Origin of the sequence: Flammeovirga aprica JL-4, assembly GCF_012844305.1 — a bacterium.
Classification (GTDB): Bacteria; Bacteroidota; Bacteroidia; order Cytophagales; family Flammeovirgaceae; genus Flammeovirga; species Flammeovirga aprica.
In genome coordinates this window covers 38,024-54,448 of sequence record NZ_JABANE010000019.1, presented here as the reverse complement: position 1 = coordinate 54,448, position 16,425 = coordinate 38,024, and the positions used below count along the sequence as shown (strand labels likewise).

At 36.0% G+C, this 16,425-nt stretch carries 10 protein-coding genes; 5 read left to right on the top strand and 5 right to left on the bottom strand.

The window, feature by feature from the left end:
* Positions 1 to 16: 16 nt before the first annotated feature.
* Both HHU12_RS09105 and HHU12_RS09100 read left to right on the top strand, forming a co-directional pair.
* The gene (locus HHU12_RS09105; protein WP_169656431.1) at positions 17 to 2,374 is read left to right on the top strand and encodes a glycoside hydrolase family 3 N-terminal domain-containing protein; all 2,358 of its coding nucleotides are present in this window, start codon (positions 17 to 19) and stop codon (positions 2,372 to 2,374) included.
* A gap of 301 nt (positions 2,375 to 2,675) precedes the next feature.
* The gene (locus HHU12_RS09100; RefSeq protein WP_169656430.1) at positions 2,676 to 5,351 is read left to right on the top strand and encodes a helix-turn-helix and ligand-binding sensor domain-containing protein; all 2,676 of its coding nucleotides are present in this window, start codon (positions 2,676 to 2,678) and stop codon (positions 5,349 to 5,351) included.
* On the opposite strand, the gene priA is transcribed toward HHU12_RS09100, so the two are convergent.
* The 4 genes from priA to HHU12_RS09080 form a co-directional block, all read right to left on the bottom strand.
* A complete protein-coding gene (gene priA, locus HHU12_RS09095) occupies positions 5,348 to 7,852 on the bottom strand; it encodes a replication restart helicase PriA (RefSeq protein WP_169656429.1) in 2,505 nt (834 codons plus the stop codon). The genes HHU12_RS09100 and priA overlap by 4 nt on opposite strands.
* A gap of 27 nt (positions 7,853 to 7,879) precedes the next feature.
* Positions 7,880 to 8,554, bottom strand: coding sequence for a tRNA (adenosine(37)-N6)-threonylcarbamoyltransferase complex dimerization subunit type 1 TsaB (tsaB, locus tag HHU12_RS09090; RefSeq protein ID WP_205959833.1), 675 nt, complete (start codon positions 8,552 to 8,554; stop codon positions 7,880 to 7,882).
* Positions 8,555 to 9,046: 492 nt separating this feature from the next.
* Positions 9,047 to 9,592 carry a transposase gene (locus HHU12_RS09085; RefSeq protein ID WP_169656428.1) on the bottom strand — a complete coding sequence of 182 codons (546 nt, stop codon included), beginning with the start codon at positions 9,590 to 9,592 and terminating at the stop codon, positions 9,047 to 9,049.
* 156 nt (positions 9,593 to 9,748) lie between these two features.
* Entirely contained in the window at positions 9,749 to 10,519 is a 771-nt protein-coding gene (locus HHU12_RS09080) for a peptidylprolyl isomerase (protein WP_169656427.1), read from the bottom strand.
* Between the two features lie 242 nt (positions 10,520 to 10,761).
* Here HHU12_RS09080 and HHU12_RS09075 point away from each other — a divergent pair, with 242 nt between their 5' ends.
* The 3 genes from HHU12_RS09075 to HHU12_RS09065 all read left to right on the top strand — a co-directional run bounded on the left by HHU12_RS09075 (position 10,762) and on the right by HHU12_RS09065 (position 15,606).
* Positions 10,762 to 13,533 carry a TonB-dependent receptor gene (locus tag HHU12_RS09075; protein ID WP_169656426.1) on the top strand — a complete coding sequence of 924 codons (2,772 nt, stop codon included), beginning with the start codon at positions 10,762 to 10,764 and terminating at the stop codon, positions 13,531 to 13,533.
* A gap of 86 nt (positions 13,534 to 13,619) precedes the next feature.
* Entirely contained in the window at positions 13,620 to 14,789 is a 1,170-nt protein-coding gene (locus HHU12_RS09070; RefSeq protein ID WP_169656425.1) for a multidrug transporter, read from the top strand.
* Between the two features lie 220 nt (positions 14,790 to 15,009).
* A complete protein-coding gene (locus HHU12_RS09065) occupies positions 15,010 to 15,606 on the top strand; it encodes an outer membrane beta-barrel protein (protein WP_169656424.1) in 597 nt (198 codons plus the stop codon).
* Between the two features lie 44 nt (positions 15,607 to 15,650).
* Here the strand turns inward: HHU12_RS09065 and fabG are convergent, their stop codons facing one another.
* Positions 15,651 to 16,397 (bottom strand): 3-oxoacyl-[acyl-carrier-protein] reductase, encoded by a 747-nt coding sequence (gene fabG, locus HHU12_RS09060; RefSeq protein ID WP_169656423.1) that lies wholly within the window; start codon positions 16,395 to 16,397, stop codon positions 15,651 to 15,653.
* Positions 16,398 to 16,425: the final 28 nt, after the last annotated feature.

The window sequence follows — 16,425 nt, the reverse complement described above, 5'->3', positions numbered from 1 at the left end:
AAAGAATCGATTTATTATGGTAAAGAAACTGACTATTCCTTTTTTAGGAATTGTTTTTTTCTGTTACTTCTGGAGTGCCAATTCAACAAACGCAAGAGATGAAAATAAAGAGGAATCCATTGCAGAAATTATAAACAGCACCATTTCTGTAGAGAAGAAAGCAGATCAAATACTTCAGAAGTTAACACTGGAAGAAAAAGTGGGGCAGATGACCCAGATTACATTAGATGTGATTACAAGAAATGAAAATACAGATGTAAGTGATGAACCGGCGGTACTCAATCAGAAAAAAGTGAGAGAGGCAATCGCTAAATATAAGATAGGAGCCGTGTTGAATACGGCTAAAAATAAAGCAAGACCTAAAAAGGAGTGGAATGATATTATTACTCAAATTCAAGAGGAAGCAATTCAAGAAATAGGAATTCCAGTGTTGTTTGGGACTGATGTTCAACATGGATCTATTTATACGGAAGAAGCAACACTTTTTCCACAGCAAATAAATATGGCAGCCACTTGGAATACAGATTTAGTACGTAAAAGTGCTGAAATCATAGCTTATGAAACAAGAGCAAGTTCTATTCCTTGGTTATTTGCTCCTACTATGGAAATGGGGAGAAGTGCTCTGTGGCCTGGTTTATGGGAAACCTACGGTGAAGATGTTTATTTGGCATCACAAATGGGAAAGGCGGCAGTCAATGGTTTTGAGGGAGTGAATAATGAAATAAGCCATTCCAATAAAGTAGCTTCTTGTATCAAACATTTTGTTGGAGAAGGAGCAAAAAAATCAGGAAAGGATGGCACACCCTCTTACTTATCGGAAATAGAATTAAGAGAATATTATCTGCCTTCTTATAAAGCAGCTATTGATGCTGGAGCACACGCTGTTATGGTCAATTCTGGCATTATTAATAGTGCCTTTGTTCATTCTAGTTTGCTTACGGAGTTGCTTCGCGATGAATTGGGTTTTAAAGGAGTAGCCGTGACTGACTGGACAGCAATTAAGAATTTGTATCACAGAGACAGGGTAGCTGTTAATCATAAAGAGGCGATAAAAAAAGCAATTAATGCGGGAGTGGATATGTCTATAGTTCCGTCTGATTTCGCATTCACCAAATACCTGATTGAATTAGTCAATGAAGGGGAAGTATCCATGATCAGAATTAATGAAGCGGTTAAAAGAATCCTCAAGCTGAAATTATATTTAGGACTTTTTGATAAGCCTGTATCAGATGCTGATCACTACACTGATTTTGGGAGCGAAAAGCATAAAGAAATTGCATATCAAGCGACTTTAGAATCGATTACTTTACTGAAAAATGAGCAAAAATTATTACCTCTGAAAAAAGGAACAAAGATTTTAGTGACAGGTCCTAATGCTAATTTGATGTGTACATTGAATGGCGGAAAGAATAGTAATGGACAAAATTCAAAAACAGCACTGCTTACTTATGGATATAATACCATTTTAAAAGCTGTACAAAATAGGTTCGGAAAGGAAAATGTATACTATGAAGCAGGTGTAGAATACAAACAAGGAGGGCGATTTGATGAGGAAACGAATATTGATATTCAAGCCGCTGTAGAAAATGCAAAAAAGGCTGATGTCATTCTTTTGTGTTTGGGTGAAAACACATATACGCAGTCCTCAGGTAATTTACATGATCTTTATATTTCCCAAAATCAGCGTGCACTGGCAGAAGCAATGGCGTCAACTGACAAGCCTGTAATTTTGGCATTGAATGAAGGACGTCCGCGGTTGATTTCTCAATTTCAAACACAAATGACTGCAATCCTTCAGACTTATCTTCCAGGTCATTTTGGTGGTGATGCATTGGCTAGTATTCTGATAGGTGAAAACAACCCCAGCGGAAAATTACCTTATTCTTATCCAATGTACCCGAATGCATTGGGCACATATGATCATAAGCTTTCACAGGCACAAGAGAATATGCAGAGAATTTACGGTTACAATTCCGTACTGCCTTTACAGTATTCATTTGGCTACGGTTTGAGCTACACCACTTTTGAATATTCTAGTTTATTATTATCCAAAAAGGAAATAGATCCGGATGAAAACCTTATGGTGCAGGTAAAAGTGAAAAATACAGGACCTGTGGCAGGAAAAGAAGTAGTACAGCTTTATGTGAAAGACCTTTATGCTTCCATTACTCCTGACAATAAACGCTTAAGGAAATTTGAGAAAGTTCATTTAAAACCTGGCGAATCGAAGGTCGTAAACTTTAAACTGAAAGCTGAAGAACTTGCTTTTATCGGTAGCGACCTAAAGAAAACCATTGAAAAGGGGGAGTTTAAACTAATGATTGCGGATCAGTCAGAAGTGTTTAAAGTAACCGATATGAATAAATATCAATAAGGAACAGGTTAGAAATATTTGATGACAAATTTAGTCTTAGATCATCATTTAATGAAGCTTGGATATACAGACTTAGGTTATGAATTTCTTTATAAAAGAAGGGTGCATAATGTTATTTCGAGGTTTGCGTTATTATCGATTATCAATTTGGAAAATTTATGGATATTGACTAAAATAGCTGAATGTCAATCATATGATTGATAATGTGATTTTACCAAGTTAAAGTTAGGATTACTATTTTTTAATTCATGGAATGAAATGAGCCTTTCAAGGCCTCTCTTTGTAAGATTCAAATAATCTAATGCATACTATCAAATTTCGATTTTTACTATCTATTACTTTCTTCTTTTTCTTTTCTTTGATGGCTTCAGGTCAGGTATCTACCCCAAATGTAATCAGTTTTGGGAAGTCAGATTATCAGGCAGGAAGACAAAATTGGGATATAGACATTGATAAAGACGGCATTGTATATTTTGGCAATTCGGACGGATTGTTAACCTACAATCATGGCGAGTGGAAGCTTTACCCTCTCCCTTCTCAAAGTGCTATACGATCTCTGAAAGTGATTGGAGACACCCTTTGGGTAGGGGGCAAAGAATATGGTTATTTTCTGAAAGAAGAAGGAGATTTGACTTTCCATAGTTTGGGAGTATTGGAGTTTCGTCATGTGTGGAAAATAGAGACCGATGATGAGAATATTATTTTTCAGCTGGAGGATAAGTTCGTTGTCTATAATTTGAAAGACCGCTCTTCAAATATTTTAGAATATTTTGAAGGGATCAGCACCATGACAAAGTGGAGAGGACGGATTTGGGCAGTGATGAAAACTGGTAAAATAGGCTGTGTTTTCAATAATACTTTCAATATCAAACATGAATTTCAAGAATTATATAACCGTGAGGTAAGAAGGCTCTTCCAAAGAGGAAAAGACCTTTATATATTACTTTATGATGGACAGCTGTATAGATACAATGGAAAAGAATTGACCGAGGTACGGCTTCCTGAGACACTAAAAGGAAAAGTATTATTTGCCGCCATTCCTTATAATAATGAATCCTACTGTATTGGAACTGTCACAGAAGGCTTTGTCATGCTGGATACCGCTAACAGTATTATTAACGACGTCAACACTTCAGATGGCCTGCTGGATAATACAATTCTTTCCATGAAAAGAGATAAAATGGGAAATGTATGGCTGGGGTTGGATTATGGAATAGCAAAAGTTGAATTGCAAAGTGCGATATCAAAACCGTTTAGAGGTGCCGCAACTTTTTCTGTGGTGGATTACAAAGACAAAGAGTACCTGGCTACAAACAAAGGATTGTTTATTTCTAAACCCTACAAAGGTTTTGAACTGGAAAAAAGATTGATGGGACACATTTGGAATCTTAAAAACATCAATGAAGAGCTGTTTATATGTTATAACGGAGGACTTTATGTTTTTGATGGTGAAAAATATACCGTCATATTAGATCATACAGGGGTACTTGATGTGGCACAGTATGGAAATACTAACCGCTACCTTGTGTCTACTTACAAAGGCTTGAAAAATTATTTGAAGCTAGATGGCCAATACCTTTATGTCAGTGATATAGATTTATGGGGAGAAGCGAAGTTGATAAATGATAAAGAAAATGAGTGCATTTGGGTCAACATTCCAGACTCAGATGTTGTTCAATTAAAAATAGCAGCGGACTTTACAGTAGATAAAAAGGTGTGTTATGGTATCAAGAAAGCTTATGATATCAACAATGAGATTGTTTTTACAGATGGAAAACGCTTTAAGAGCTATCAGAACGGTAAGTTTTCAGATTCAAAAAATAATCTTTTAAAAGAAATAGAGGCTTCTAATATTGATGCATTAATTCAGAACGAAAACCGCAGTGTACTTGCTTATATTCAAAATGATGAAGTTAAACTGATAGAACAGTTGTCTGATGGAAATATACATTCTTATAACTCATTGCTTAAATCCTTAGGGAAAGATTTGAATAATGAGAGTAAGTTTATTGATATACAGGATAATACATTGAGGGTGGCCACAGACAGAGGTGTCACTTATTTTAAAATAAAGCATCAGAATCAATTTGAACGTAATGACGACCCTGTGATCTCCAGTATCGAAGTGGTAGGAACTGATCATAGAAAGAATACTTATCCATTTAATGATAAGAAATTGACCTTTTCAGCAAAGGAAAATAATTTGAAGTTTGATTTATTTACGAATAAATATACCTCTGATATTGTGGAGTATAGATATAAATTATCGGATGCAAAAGAATGGTCTTCATGGGGAGAGTGGAACGATGGCTTACTGCTTTCTAATTTGCGAGGAGGGGAATATACATTGTTAGTTCAAAATAGAATCAATGATGGTAAAATCAATGAAGTAGCATTACCTTTTACCATTAATAAAGTATGGTATCAATCCACATGGGTGATCCTTCCGATGTCACTCCTTTTTATACTGTTCAACTATATTCTTTATAGAATTAATAAATATTTCAACGAGAAAAAATTACAAGTACAAAAAGAAAACTTGGAACAGGAAAATGCCAAAGAACTGCTGGAATTAAAACAGGAACAATTGCTTCAATATATGGAAATCATTAATAGAAAAGATGCTTTCCTCAGCAAAGTGAAAACGGGGCTGGACAAGATGAGAAACAATGAATCCAATAAATGGTCGGCAATGATTGAAGAAGAAATACATCAGGAAAGAAAAGATGTATTATTCTCGAATTTGTTTACTGAAGTACAGCAGGATTTTATCAAAAACATCACAGAAGCCTACCCTAAGTTAACGGCCAATGATATCAGGATTCTTTCTTTTATCCGCATTAATTTAAGCAATAGAGAAATTTCTAATTTGATGAATATTACTCCTAGAAGTTTGGATACAAGCAGATACAGATTAAGAAAGAAAATTAATCTTGAGCAAGGAGAAGATCTGAATAAATTTATTAGAGAGTTTTAAGCAGGGTCCACATCAATACTCACCCAAACCCTCTTAAAAGGTTTTTCCTCACGAAGATTATTCACAGCATGTTGAATCAGACTTTTCGCTTTTTTGAGATCGTAATTCTCACGCTCAAGTTTGATCAGAATCTCTGAAAGAAAATAATTTCTGATTTTGTTGATCACAGGCTCTTGAGGTCCCAAAATTCTGTTAGCCCCAATCCAATGTGTCAAGCGTTGTGCGAGCCATTCCGCTGATTCACGTGTAAGATCTTGCTTTTCACTTCTTACTGTTAGTCGGATTAATCGAGTGAAAGGAGGGTAGTGGTATTGCTGACGTTCTTGTATTTCTTTTCGATAGAAATTCGCATAATCGTGTCTTGCTACTTTAGCAAAAAGGGTTTCATCAGGTGTTGAGGTTTGAAGAATTACAGTACCTTCTTTTCCCCTTCTTCCGGCTCTACCACTCACTTGCGTTAATAATTGGAAAGCTCGTTCGTGTGCTCTGAAATCAGGGAAATGTAATAAACGGTCGGCATCCAAAATTCCCACAACTCTTACATTGCCAAAATCCAAGCCTTTCGTAATCATTTGTGTTCCTACCAAAACATCAAGATGACCTTGCTCAAAGTCGGTAAGGATTTGTTCATAACTATGCTTTCTTCGGGTAGAATCTAAATCCATTCTTCCCACTCGAAGATCAGTCAGGTAGGTTTTTAAGCTCTCTTCAATTTTTTGTGTACCAACCCCCACTGTTTGAAGGTGCGTACTGCCACAATTGACACATGTTTTGGGTACGTGTTCCTTATAACCGCAATAGTGACATCTCAATTCATTTTTATAAATATGATAGGTTAAATTTACGGCACAACTTGGGCATTCGGGCACCCAACCACATGTTTCACAACTCACATAAGGAGAATATCCTCTTCTATTTTGAAATAAAATAGCCTGATAACCTTCTTCTGTTGTTTCATGAACAGCTTGTAGCAAATCATCCGAAAACTCATCTTTCATCTTGCGTTGTTTACGCATTCTTTTGATGTCGACAATTTTCACTTCAGGAAGTTGAGCACCGCCGTATCTTTCCGTCAAAGGAGCATATGCATATTTCTTTTTCACCGCCAAGTAAAACGATTCTAAAGATGGAGTTGCTGATCCTAAAATCACTTTAGCATGATGCAAGTGAGCTAAAACCAACGCCACATCTCTCCCTTGATACCTTGGAGCCTTGTCTTGTGCTTTATAAGAAGAATCATGTTCCTCATCCACCACAATTAATTCCAGATCAGAGAAAGGAAGAAATAAAGAAGCACGTGTACCCACAATCACTTGATAGTCTCCTTCTTGCACACCCTTCCAAGTTTCTACTCTTTCATTATCAGAAAATTTAGAATGATAAATACCTAAAACATCACCAAAATAAACTTTAAGTCTGCGTACCAATTGACTTGTCAGTGCAATTTCAGGTATTAAAAATAAAGCTTGAGAGCCGTTTTCAATAACATTTTGAATGAGCTGTAGATAGATTTCTGTTTTTCCACTTCCGGTAACGCCATGTAGTAAACAAGTGCCTTTTTCATTCAGACCCGTCACCACTTTCTGAAGACATTCATTTTGAGCTTCTGAAAGTTCAGGAGTAGGCATCATTTTATCGGCAATGCTCAACTCAAAGCGAGGAACCTGTCTTTCAAACTCTTCAAAAATACCATTCTTGGTCATTGTACCCACCGAACTAGCAGAAAGCGGTTTATTTTCTTTAATAAACTCACTTTTACTCACGCCATGATAATTCGTCATCGGGTCCTCATAAACAGGAACCATAGAAAGGTACTTCAATAAAGCATCTTCTTGTTTGGCTTTTTTGGCAATGATATCAAAAACACCATCCAACAAGGCTGTATTATCTACTAAACTTTGATGAAGACGGATTCTTTTCTCCATCTTCGGTTTATATTTCTCTTTGATTTTCTCTATTAAAAGAATCGCCTGCTTAGCAATTAAATCCTTTACCGCTTTATAAGGATTTTTGAGCTCTAAAATAGAAGCTACATTGGTATAAGGAATAGTCTGTTCTTTTTCGAGTAATTTCAGAAAAGTAAACTCACGGTCAGTGAGCATTTCTAAATTATCGTCGATAGAAAAATCAGGATGCAACTGAATAAAAGACTGACTGCTCAATTTTAATCCAGAAGGCAACGCAATATTCATTACATCACCAATCGTACACATATAATACTCCGCCACCCATTTCCATAATTTGATCTGATCAGGAGTCACAGAAGGAGTGTCTTCCAACAACTCAAGAATAGGTTTCGGATCATATTCTTCAGGTCTCTTCTGATGGATTTCTGCAATAATCCCCGTATACACTTTACGGTTTCCAAATTCCACCAACACACGCTGACCTACCACTACCTCTAAATCCCAAGCAGGAGAAATAAAGTAGCAAAACGTCTTCGGTACAGGTACAGGAAGGATGATTTCTGCAAATTGATGTTTTTCTTCAAATAGAGACATGAAAGCGGATGATGTGTGAAAGGAGGATTATAAACGTTTACGTGGAGTGGTAGCTTGGAACTCTTTCAAATATTCAGGTTCCCAATACGCCACATCTTTGAATTCCTCTTTCTTATAAAGTTCAATGGCCAATTCACCAATATATTGAGCAGAAGGAACAATGTTCTTGATCAACTTAGTTGATCGACCTTCAAATAATGGCGTACATTTTTCAGCTCCATTCCCAAAGTAAACCAATCGATCAGTATATTCTGACAAGCTATTTTCATCCATCACCATTGGTTGTGGTGAAAGCTTTTCTTCCATACTAGAAGTATATAAAGCGGTATAGACTTCCATTCTTCGGGCATCCAACATAGGGCAAATCAAATCACCTTCATCAATAGAATAAGAAACTTGTAATGCCATAGATTCCAATGTACTTACCCCCATCAAAGGAATATCTAATGTATAACACAATCCTTTTGCCGTAGAAGCCCCAATTCTCAAGCCCGTATAAGAACCCGGTCCCTCCGAAACTGCAACGGCTCTCAATTCCGACATTTCTATGCCCGCATTGTCTATTACATTCTGTATCATCACAGCCAAATACTCTGAATGAGACTTGTCAATATGCTGTTCATAATAAGAAACCAATTCACCTTCTAATGTATGTAATGCCACTGAACAAACAGTAGTGGAAGTATCTATGCTTAAAATCAAACCGATTTGAATTTATATCCTCGAAATATTTCAAATGCAAAGTAACTATACTTATTAATAAGATAGAAGGGTGGTTAGAAATAATTAATGAAAAACATATGTAGCCACGTAGCCTGCTACGTTTCTGAGAGAATGTAGTTGTCTAAAAATCTACTCTCAAGAATTCAATTGTCAAATTTGCTTTATGAATGTAGTAAAGCGTAGCAGGTTACGCATCTACGTTATATTGTGTAGGTCCTGTAGCGACGTAGCCTGCTACGTTTGTTAGTGTATGTAGTTATTTAAAAATTTACTTCTAATTCCAATTGTGTATTTTGCTTTATGCTTGTTGTTTAGCGTAGCAGGCTACGCACCTACGTGATTTTGTGCAGATCCTGTAGCGACGTAGCCTGCTACGTTTGTTGGTTTATGTAGTTATTTAAAAATCTACTTCTAAGAATTCAATTATTGATATTGTTTTATGAATATAGCAAAGCGTAGCAGGCTACGCGTCTACGGGTGGAAACGATCTTCATCCCATTTATTCCTATTATTAAGGATGTAATTCTCTATTCTTAAATAATCATTACCATCCCTGATGATATGATCATAATATCTTTTCTGCCATTCAAATTGAAGGTCGAAACGGTTACAATATCTTTTGACAGAAGATTTATAAGATCTAATAATAGATGGGATACTGTTTTTCGGTGGTGAAATTTTTGAGTGCCAGTTTTCAGAATGCTTTAAACTATGATAATCAGTTTCGATTAAGATCTTATTTTCATCCTCTTTATTATTCAAATGTAATATACCGTGTATATGGTTGGGCATTATAATATATTCTCCTAAGGAAACTTCTGGATGATGAATAGGAATCTTTTCCCATAAAATTTCAGCAATGATTCCAATTGATGAATAATGAAACTTTGAATCTTTTATGGAACCTAATAAACATTGATGATTTTTTACACAGATCGTAATAAAATAATCGGCCGACCAATCATAGTTCCATGTTGACAACCTGTAAGATTGTCTTTTCTTCGTTAAGCGTGGCATTTTTAGTTAGTTTTGATTTATAATAATTCAATTTAATGAAAAAACGCCACCATGTTTAATACATAATGACGTTTTGATGTTATAATATAGATTGGATTGGCATTGGGTATGCCATACATTGGGTAGACACATAGGTCTACCCCTACGAACGGAGATTTATTCAATCACTTTTATCTTCATTAATATAGCCTCTAATGGCCATTCTCCCTCATCTGTTTCCACATCACAGATTTTATCCACTACATCCATTCCTTCTATCACTTCACCAAAAACGGTATGTTGTCCATCTAAATGTGGGTCGCCACCATTTTTACGGTATTCGTCTTTTTGTTCTTTTGTATACTTTAAACCATTGTCTAACTCTGACTGTGCTAAATCACCTTCTGTTACCTGACGGCCTTGAACAATAAAGAAATCAAAAGGGGTAGACTGACGAGTGGGGTTGTCTTTATAGGCCCTTGCTGCTGAAAGTGCACCTCTTTTATGATAAAAACGACGGGGATCAATTTCATTTGGGATATGATATTTGCCGAAGGAACGTTTTTTCTTTCTGAAATCAGGATCATCAGAGTCGCCACCTTGTGCAATAAAGTTTTTTACGACACGGTAAAATTGGGCATCTGTGAAGTACCCTCTTTTTGCTAACATAATAAAGCTAGCTCTGTGTTTTGAAGTTTCTTTATACAGTTTTAGTTTAATGTTGCCGTATTTCGTTTCAACCTGCACGATGGTTTCAGGGTTTTCAGGACCATACCAAGCCAGTTCTTGCATAGCATTGTCATCATCCAGTTTAGGCATTTTGCGCTTTACCTTCTTCTGTTTTTCGAATTCTTGCTCCTTGAATTGGTCTTTTTTCTTCTCATTGCAAGAAAAAAGTACAAAACCTATAAAAAGTAGAATTAATTTAAGTTTATAATCTCTTAACATTCGTTATTTTCTTTAAAAGTTCATTTATCTACCTTGAAACAAAGAAAAATAATTTTTTTAAAGAAGTGTATATTTTGTTTATAACTTTTCTTTAGAAAATACGTAACAATGCGTTCATATATGATAGGATTTATTTAACATCAAGTTTAAGATTTCTAAAATACTACAACACATTGACCACATACTTTTGCAACGTGATTTGGTTAACACAGTTTTAGTATTAAGAATTTTTAAACTCTACAATGAAACATTATTTCATTTCATTCGCACTTATCTTACTTTCATTATCGGCCTTTGCTCAGAAGGGTATTGTCAAAGGAAACGTGAAAGACGCCGACACTGGCGAAGACGTAATTGGAGCAAGTGTCTCTTTGCAAGGAACAACAACAGGAGCTTCAACGGATATTTTTGGTAATTTCCAATTCAACGCAGATCCTGGTACATATACGTTAGTTTCTTCTTTTATTGGTTATAAGAAAACAACGCAAGAGATTACAGTTGCTGCAGGACAAGAAACAGTAATCAACTTTACGTTAGCTTCAGATGCACAAGAGCTAGAAGCAGTAGAGATTGTAGCGAAAGCAAACACAGAGTCAGCAGGAGCCTTGATGGTAGAAAGACAAAATGCTGATGTAATGATTCAGGCAATTGGTGCTGAGGAAATGTCAGTGAAAGGTATTTCAGATGTAGAGTCAGCTGTAACAAACGTTACAGGTATTACAAAAGTAGAGTCTAAAGGTCTTTTCGTAAGAGGTTTAGGCGATAGATACAACAATGCAACAGTAAATGGTTTAGTAGTTCCTTCTACTGATCCAAACAAAAAAGTTATCGATTTAGGTCTATTCCCAACAGGTGTAGTTAGAAATATTGATATTAACAAGACATTTAATCCTGGTTTATATGGAGACTTTGCAGGTGCAACAGTAGACATCGTAACAAAGGATTACCCAGATGAAGGATTCTTTACACTAGGTGTATCAGGTGCTTACAATACACAATCAACAGGTAAAGATTTCAAAACTTTCGAAGACGGTGACGCTGAATTTTTAGGTTTCTCTGGTAACGGTAGAGCATTACCTTCAGAATTAGAAGGTCGTGAAGCTCCTCAGTCTTATAAAAACTCATTCTCTCCAACAACAAAGAAGGCAGGTCCTAACTTCAACTTTAAAGCATCTGGTGGTAAACTATATGAATTTGGAGAAGAAAGCGCTTTTGGTTTTGTAGCTTCTGCATCTTTCAAAAATAAGTATGACATCAGAGATGGTCAACAAAATACTTACAGAGCTCAAGGAACTACAATTACAGAGTACGATACAAAAGAATATATCTACAGCACGAATACTACAGGTATGGCGAATATGTTCTTCAAGATCAACAACAAGAATCAAATTTCATTCAACAATATTTTCATCAACGAATCTTCAAACACTACTTTAGATCTTTACGGTAAGCATGAAGAACTTGGAAATGGTGATGAAAACAAAGTTTTTAAAGAAAGAAATACGTACGAACAAAGCACTGTAAGAATTCATCAGTTGATTGGTGATCATAAGTTCGGAGAAAACGATAGATTGAAAGCGACTTGGGGTGTTGGATACTCATTATCAAATGCTCAAGAGCCAGATCGTAGACAGTTAACTTACAGAGATTTAGAGTATGATGAAGCAGGTGAAGTAGAAAATGGTAAGTTATTTACAAATGCTCCTGATGATTCACACAGGTTCTGGAGTAACATGGATGAGACAACATTTTCTGCTAGAGGCGGTGTAGTATATGGTTTAGGTGCTTACAATGAGTATGAAGATACTTACCGTAGCAATCTTTCAGTAGGATACAACGGTGTATTCAAAGACAGAACTTTCGAGTGGTGGATGGTTTCATTGGACAACGCTAAAGCTTCTCCAAGAATTGACGTAAACGATCCTCAGCCAGGTATTGATAAGAATGTTGCTGACGGAGTTATTGAATATGACCCAATTGCAAGATACGATACAAGATTTACAGCAAAGTTAAATGTGAATGCATTCTATGCTGATTATGGATACGAGATTCTACCAGGTAAATTAAAAGTAAACGTGGGAGCACGTTTTGAAAAAGGTTACCAAGAGGTAGTTTACAAAGAGCAAGGTACAGTAGATCCAAACGCTCCTGATCAATTCAGTATCAAAGAAACAAGTGATTTACTTCCTTCATTGAGTTTCAAATACACAGTGAATGATAAATCAAACTTAAGATTTGCAGCATCAAAAACGCTTATTAGACCAATGATGTCAGAATTGATTCCTTTTAGATTCACTTTTGCAAATGGACAAAAAATCTCAGGTAACCCAGACTTGGAAAACTCAGAGGTATACAACGTAGATCTAAAGTATGAAATCTTCCCTAACTCTGGTGAATTATTCTCAGTAGGTGTTTTCGGAAAGCAGATCAACAACTCAATCGAGTTAATCACAGTAGCTTCATCAATTACAGAATTCTCTTATGTGAATGCAGGTGAGTCTTTTGTAGCAGGTATTGAAATTGAAGCAACTAAAAGATTATCAAACATCTTCAAAAATGGTGGAAGCTGGTTAGATAGAAGTAATATTGGAATGAACGCTACATTATTAGCTTCACAAACAGACTTGTCAGGATCTAACGGACTATTCACAAATGAGAAAAGAGCAATGTTTGGAGCATCTCCTTACATGTTGAATGTAGACGCTTCACATGAGGCAAACATCTTCACAGAAAACGTTACTTCAATCTTCTCTATCACATACAGTACTTTCGGAGATCGTCTTGCGGCAGCAGGTTCTCAAGGTGCAGGAGATATCTATGAGAAATCATACGGTACTTTAAACTTTGTGATGAAAAACAAGATTAAAGGTAACATGAGCTTAGACTTATCAGTGAAAAACTTATTGAACCCTGATATTACTTTATACCAAGAATTCTCAAATGGAACGACAGGAATTGTTGAGACATACAAGAGAGGTGTAGAGGCTAAATTAGGATTTACTTATAGTTTCTAACAAACAAAATAAAAGAGGGATGGAAAAATTCCAACCCTCTCAAAAATAATTTTTTTCAATTCGACTTTAAAATTACAATTTTTATTATGAAAAAGCAATTCCGTTACGCGATTGTTGTTGCATCTTTAGCAGTATCTTTAGGTTCTTGTTCTGATGATAACACGACTACTCCTGATAATCCAACTGACAGCTTACAAGATTCAGCTTATGCAGCTAAGAAAATTGTTGCAGTAGAAGGTGCTACAGGTTTTGGTGAAACTATTCCATCATGGGCAAAAGAAGCTAGCTATGCAGGTACTGTTGTTGACATCTCTAACCCATCTGAAACGTTAGCTGGTGGTTCAATTGATGCAGATAAGACATTAGAAGGTGTTGTTGTTTTAGCAGGTCCTGTTACTGTTGCTAGTGGTGTTACACTTACTATCAAAGCAGGTACTCAAGTTGTAGCTACTGAAAATGACTCATACTTAATGGTCTTACAAGGTGGTAAAATCATGGCTGAAGGTACAGCGGAAAACATGATCGTATTTACTTCAGGTCAAGCTACTCAAGCTCCTGGTGATTGGGGTGGTATCTTAATCAACGGTAAAGCTCCTATCAACAACGGAGATGCAAACGGTCAAGCTAATAACGAAGTTGCTTCAGGTGTTATGTACGGTGGTACTGTAGCTGATGACAACTCAGGTGTATTAAAATATGTACGTGTTGAGTTCACTGGTTACAAGTATGACTCAGAGTCTGAGCACAACGGTTTCACTTTCTCAGGTGTTGGTTCAGGAACACAATTATCTTACTTACAAGCATTCAAAGGTTCAGATGACGGACTTGAGTGGTTTGGTGGTACTGTAAGCGGTACTGACTTAGTTTCAGTAGGTAACGAAGATGATTCATTTGACTGGGCTCACGGTTTCGTAGGTAGCTTAACTAACCTTTGGGTAGAGCATGATGCTGCAAGAGACCACGACAAAGCATTTGAAATTGACAACAACTCTAAAGATAACTCAGCTACTCCTTACTCTAACGCTACTGTTAAAAACGTTACTGTAATGGGGCAATCTGGTGAAACAACTGCTTTCAGAGTAAGAGAAGGTGCTAAAGGTTCATTCTCAAACATCTTAGTGAAAAATGCTAAGAAAGGTTTTGATATTCACAACGACGTTACAATCAGAAACGTTTTATCTGATGAATTAACAGTTTCAAACTACTCTATCGAAGATGTTGCTTCTGAAGTAGAATATGTAGATGATTCTGAATAATTAGAACTCGTTTAAAATATAAATAGTATTAGCTTATAACCATAAGCTAATACTATAAACTCGCAAAAAACCAAATCCGTGAGTACCCTAGGTTGAACCCTTCGACCTAGGGTTTTTTATTTTTTGAAATATTCTATCAATAAATTAGATAATAACAGGTTGACTGTTACTTATGTAAGCTAAAGATTTCTGCTAAGTTAATAAATTATTAACTTATTTTATGAAAACTTTAAAAAACTATTTCTTTTTGACTATCATTACCCTGCTTTCAATACACAATGCCAACAGTCAGATTTATCTAGGAGTAAGTGGTGGTTTAGGCTTTATCGAACATAAGAACATTGAATTCTTCCAGCAAAGCTATAAGGTGAAAGGGACTACATTTGCCCATAAAGTCACATTGGGCTACCAGAAAAGCTTTATCGGCATTGAATTAGGTTATCGTACTTTAGGAAATGTCTCAGAACAAACCTCGAATTATGCATTAAACGTTGTGAAAAAGGGCTGGGAAGCATCTATTCGGGGAAAGTACAGCTTTGGAAATATATCCCTTTTTGGAAAAGCTGGAGCAATCTTTTTGAGTAACCGTAATTATTATACATTAGCCTATAATCAGAAAAACACTTTTTATAGAAACCATTTATCTAGAGGGTTTCTTTGGGGATTTGGTGGAGAGATTGCCTTGTCAAAAAAGTTAGCACTGCGTTTAGAGTATGAATCGATAGCTCAGAAAGCAGAAATCTCTTATAATGCTATTACCATTGGTTCTATTTTCACGCTGAAAAGTATGGATAAAAATAAAGGTTTGAATAGATAATTGTCTTATCCATTCAAACCTTTTTATATAAGTAACAAATAGTACTAGCTCTTCATACCACCCGTTAATTGGATAGTTTGAGCAGTAATATAAGTAGACATATCCGATGATAAGAATACACAAAGATCTGCAACCTCTTCAGGACGACCTCCACGTTTCATAGGGATATCAGCTAACCATACGTCTTTTACTTTCTGATCTAATGTTTCTGTCATTTCAGTTTCAATGAAACCAGGAGCAACAGCATTACAACGAACGTTTCTAGCTGCAAGTTCTTTTGCTACTGACTTAGTGAAACCAATAATACCTGCTTTTGAAGCAGCATAGTTGGCTTGACCCGCATTACCATAAACACCTACAACAGAACTCATATTGATAATAGATCCGCTACGTTGTTTTAAGAACGTTTTTGTAGCTGCTTTAGTAAGATTGAAAATCGATTTTAAGTTGACACGGATTACATCATCAAATTGCTCTTCAGACATACGCATCAACAACGTATCTTTAGTGATACCAGCGTTGTTTATTAAACTGTCAAGAGAATCAAAATCAGTTGTGAAATCTTTGATTAATTGCTCAGCAGCTTCAAAATCAGAGGCATCAGAACGGTAGCCTTTTGCTTTTACTCCGTATGCTTCTAATTCCGCTACTAAAGCCTCACCTTTTTCAACACTTGAAAGGTAAGTGAAACCTATATTTGCGCCATGCTCCGCGCAACGAATTGCGATTGAACGTCCAATTCCTTTAGACGCACCTGTGATCAATACGTTTTTGCCTTCTAGCAGTTTCATGGTGTGTGTATTTCTAAGTTGTTAGAAT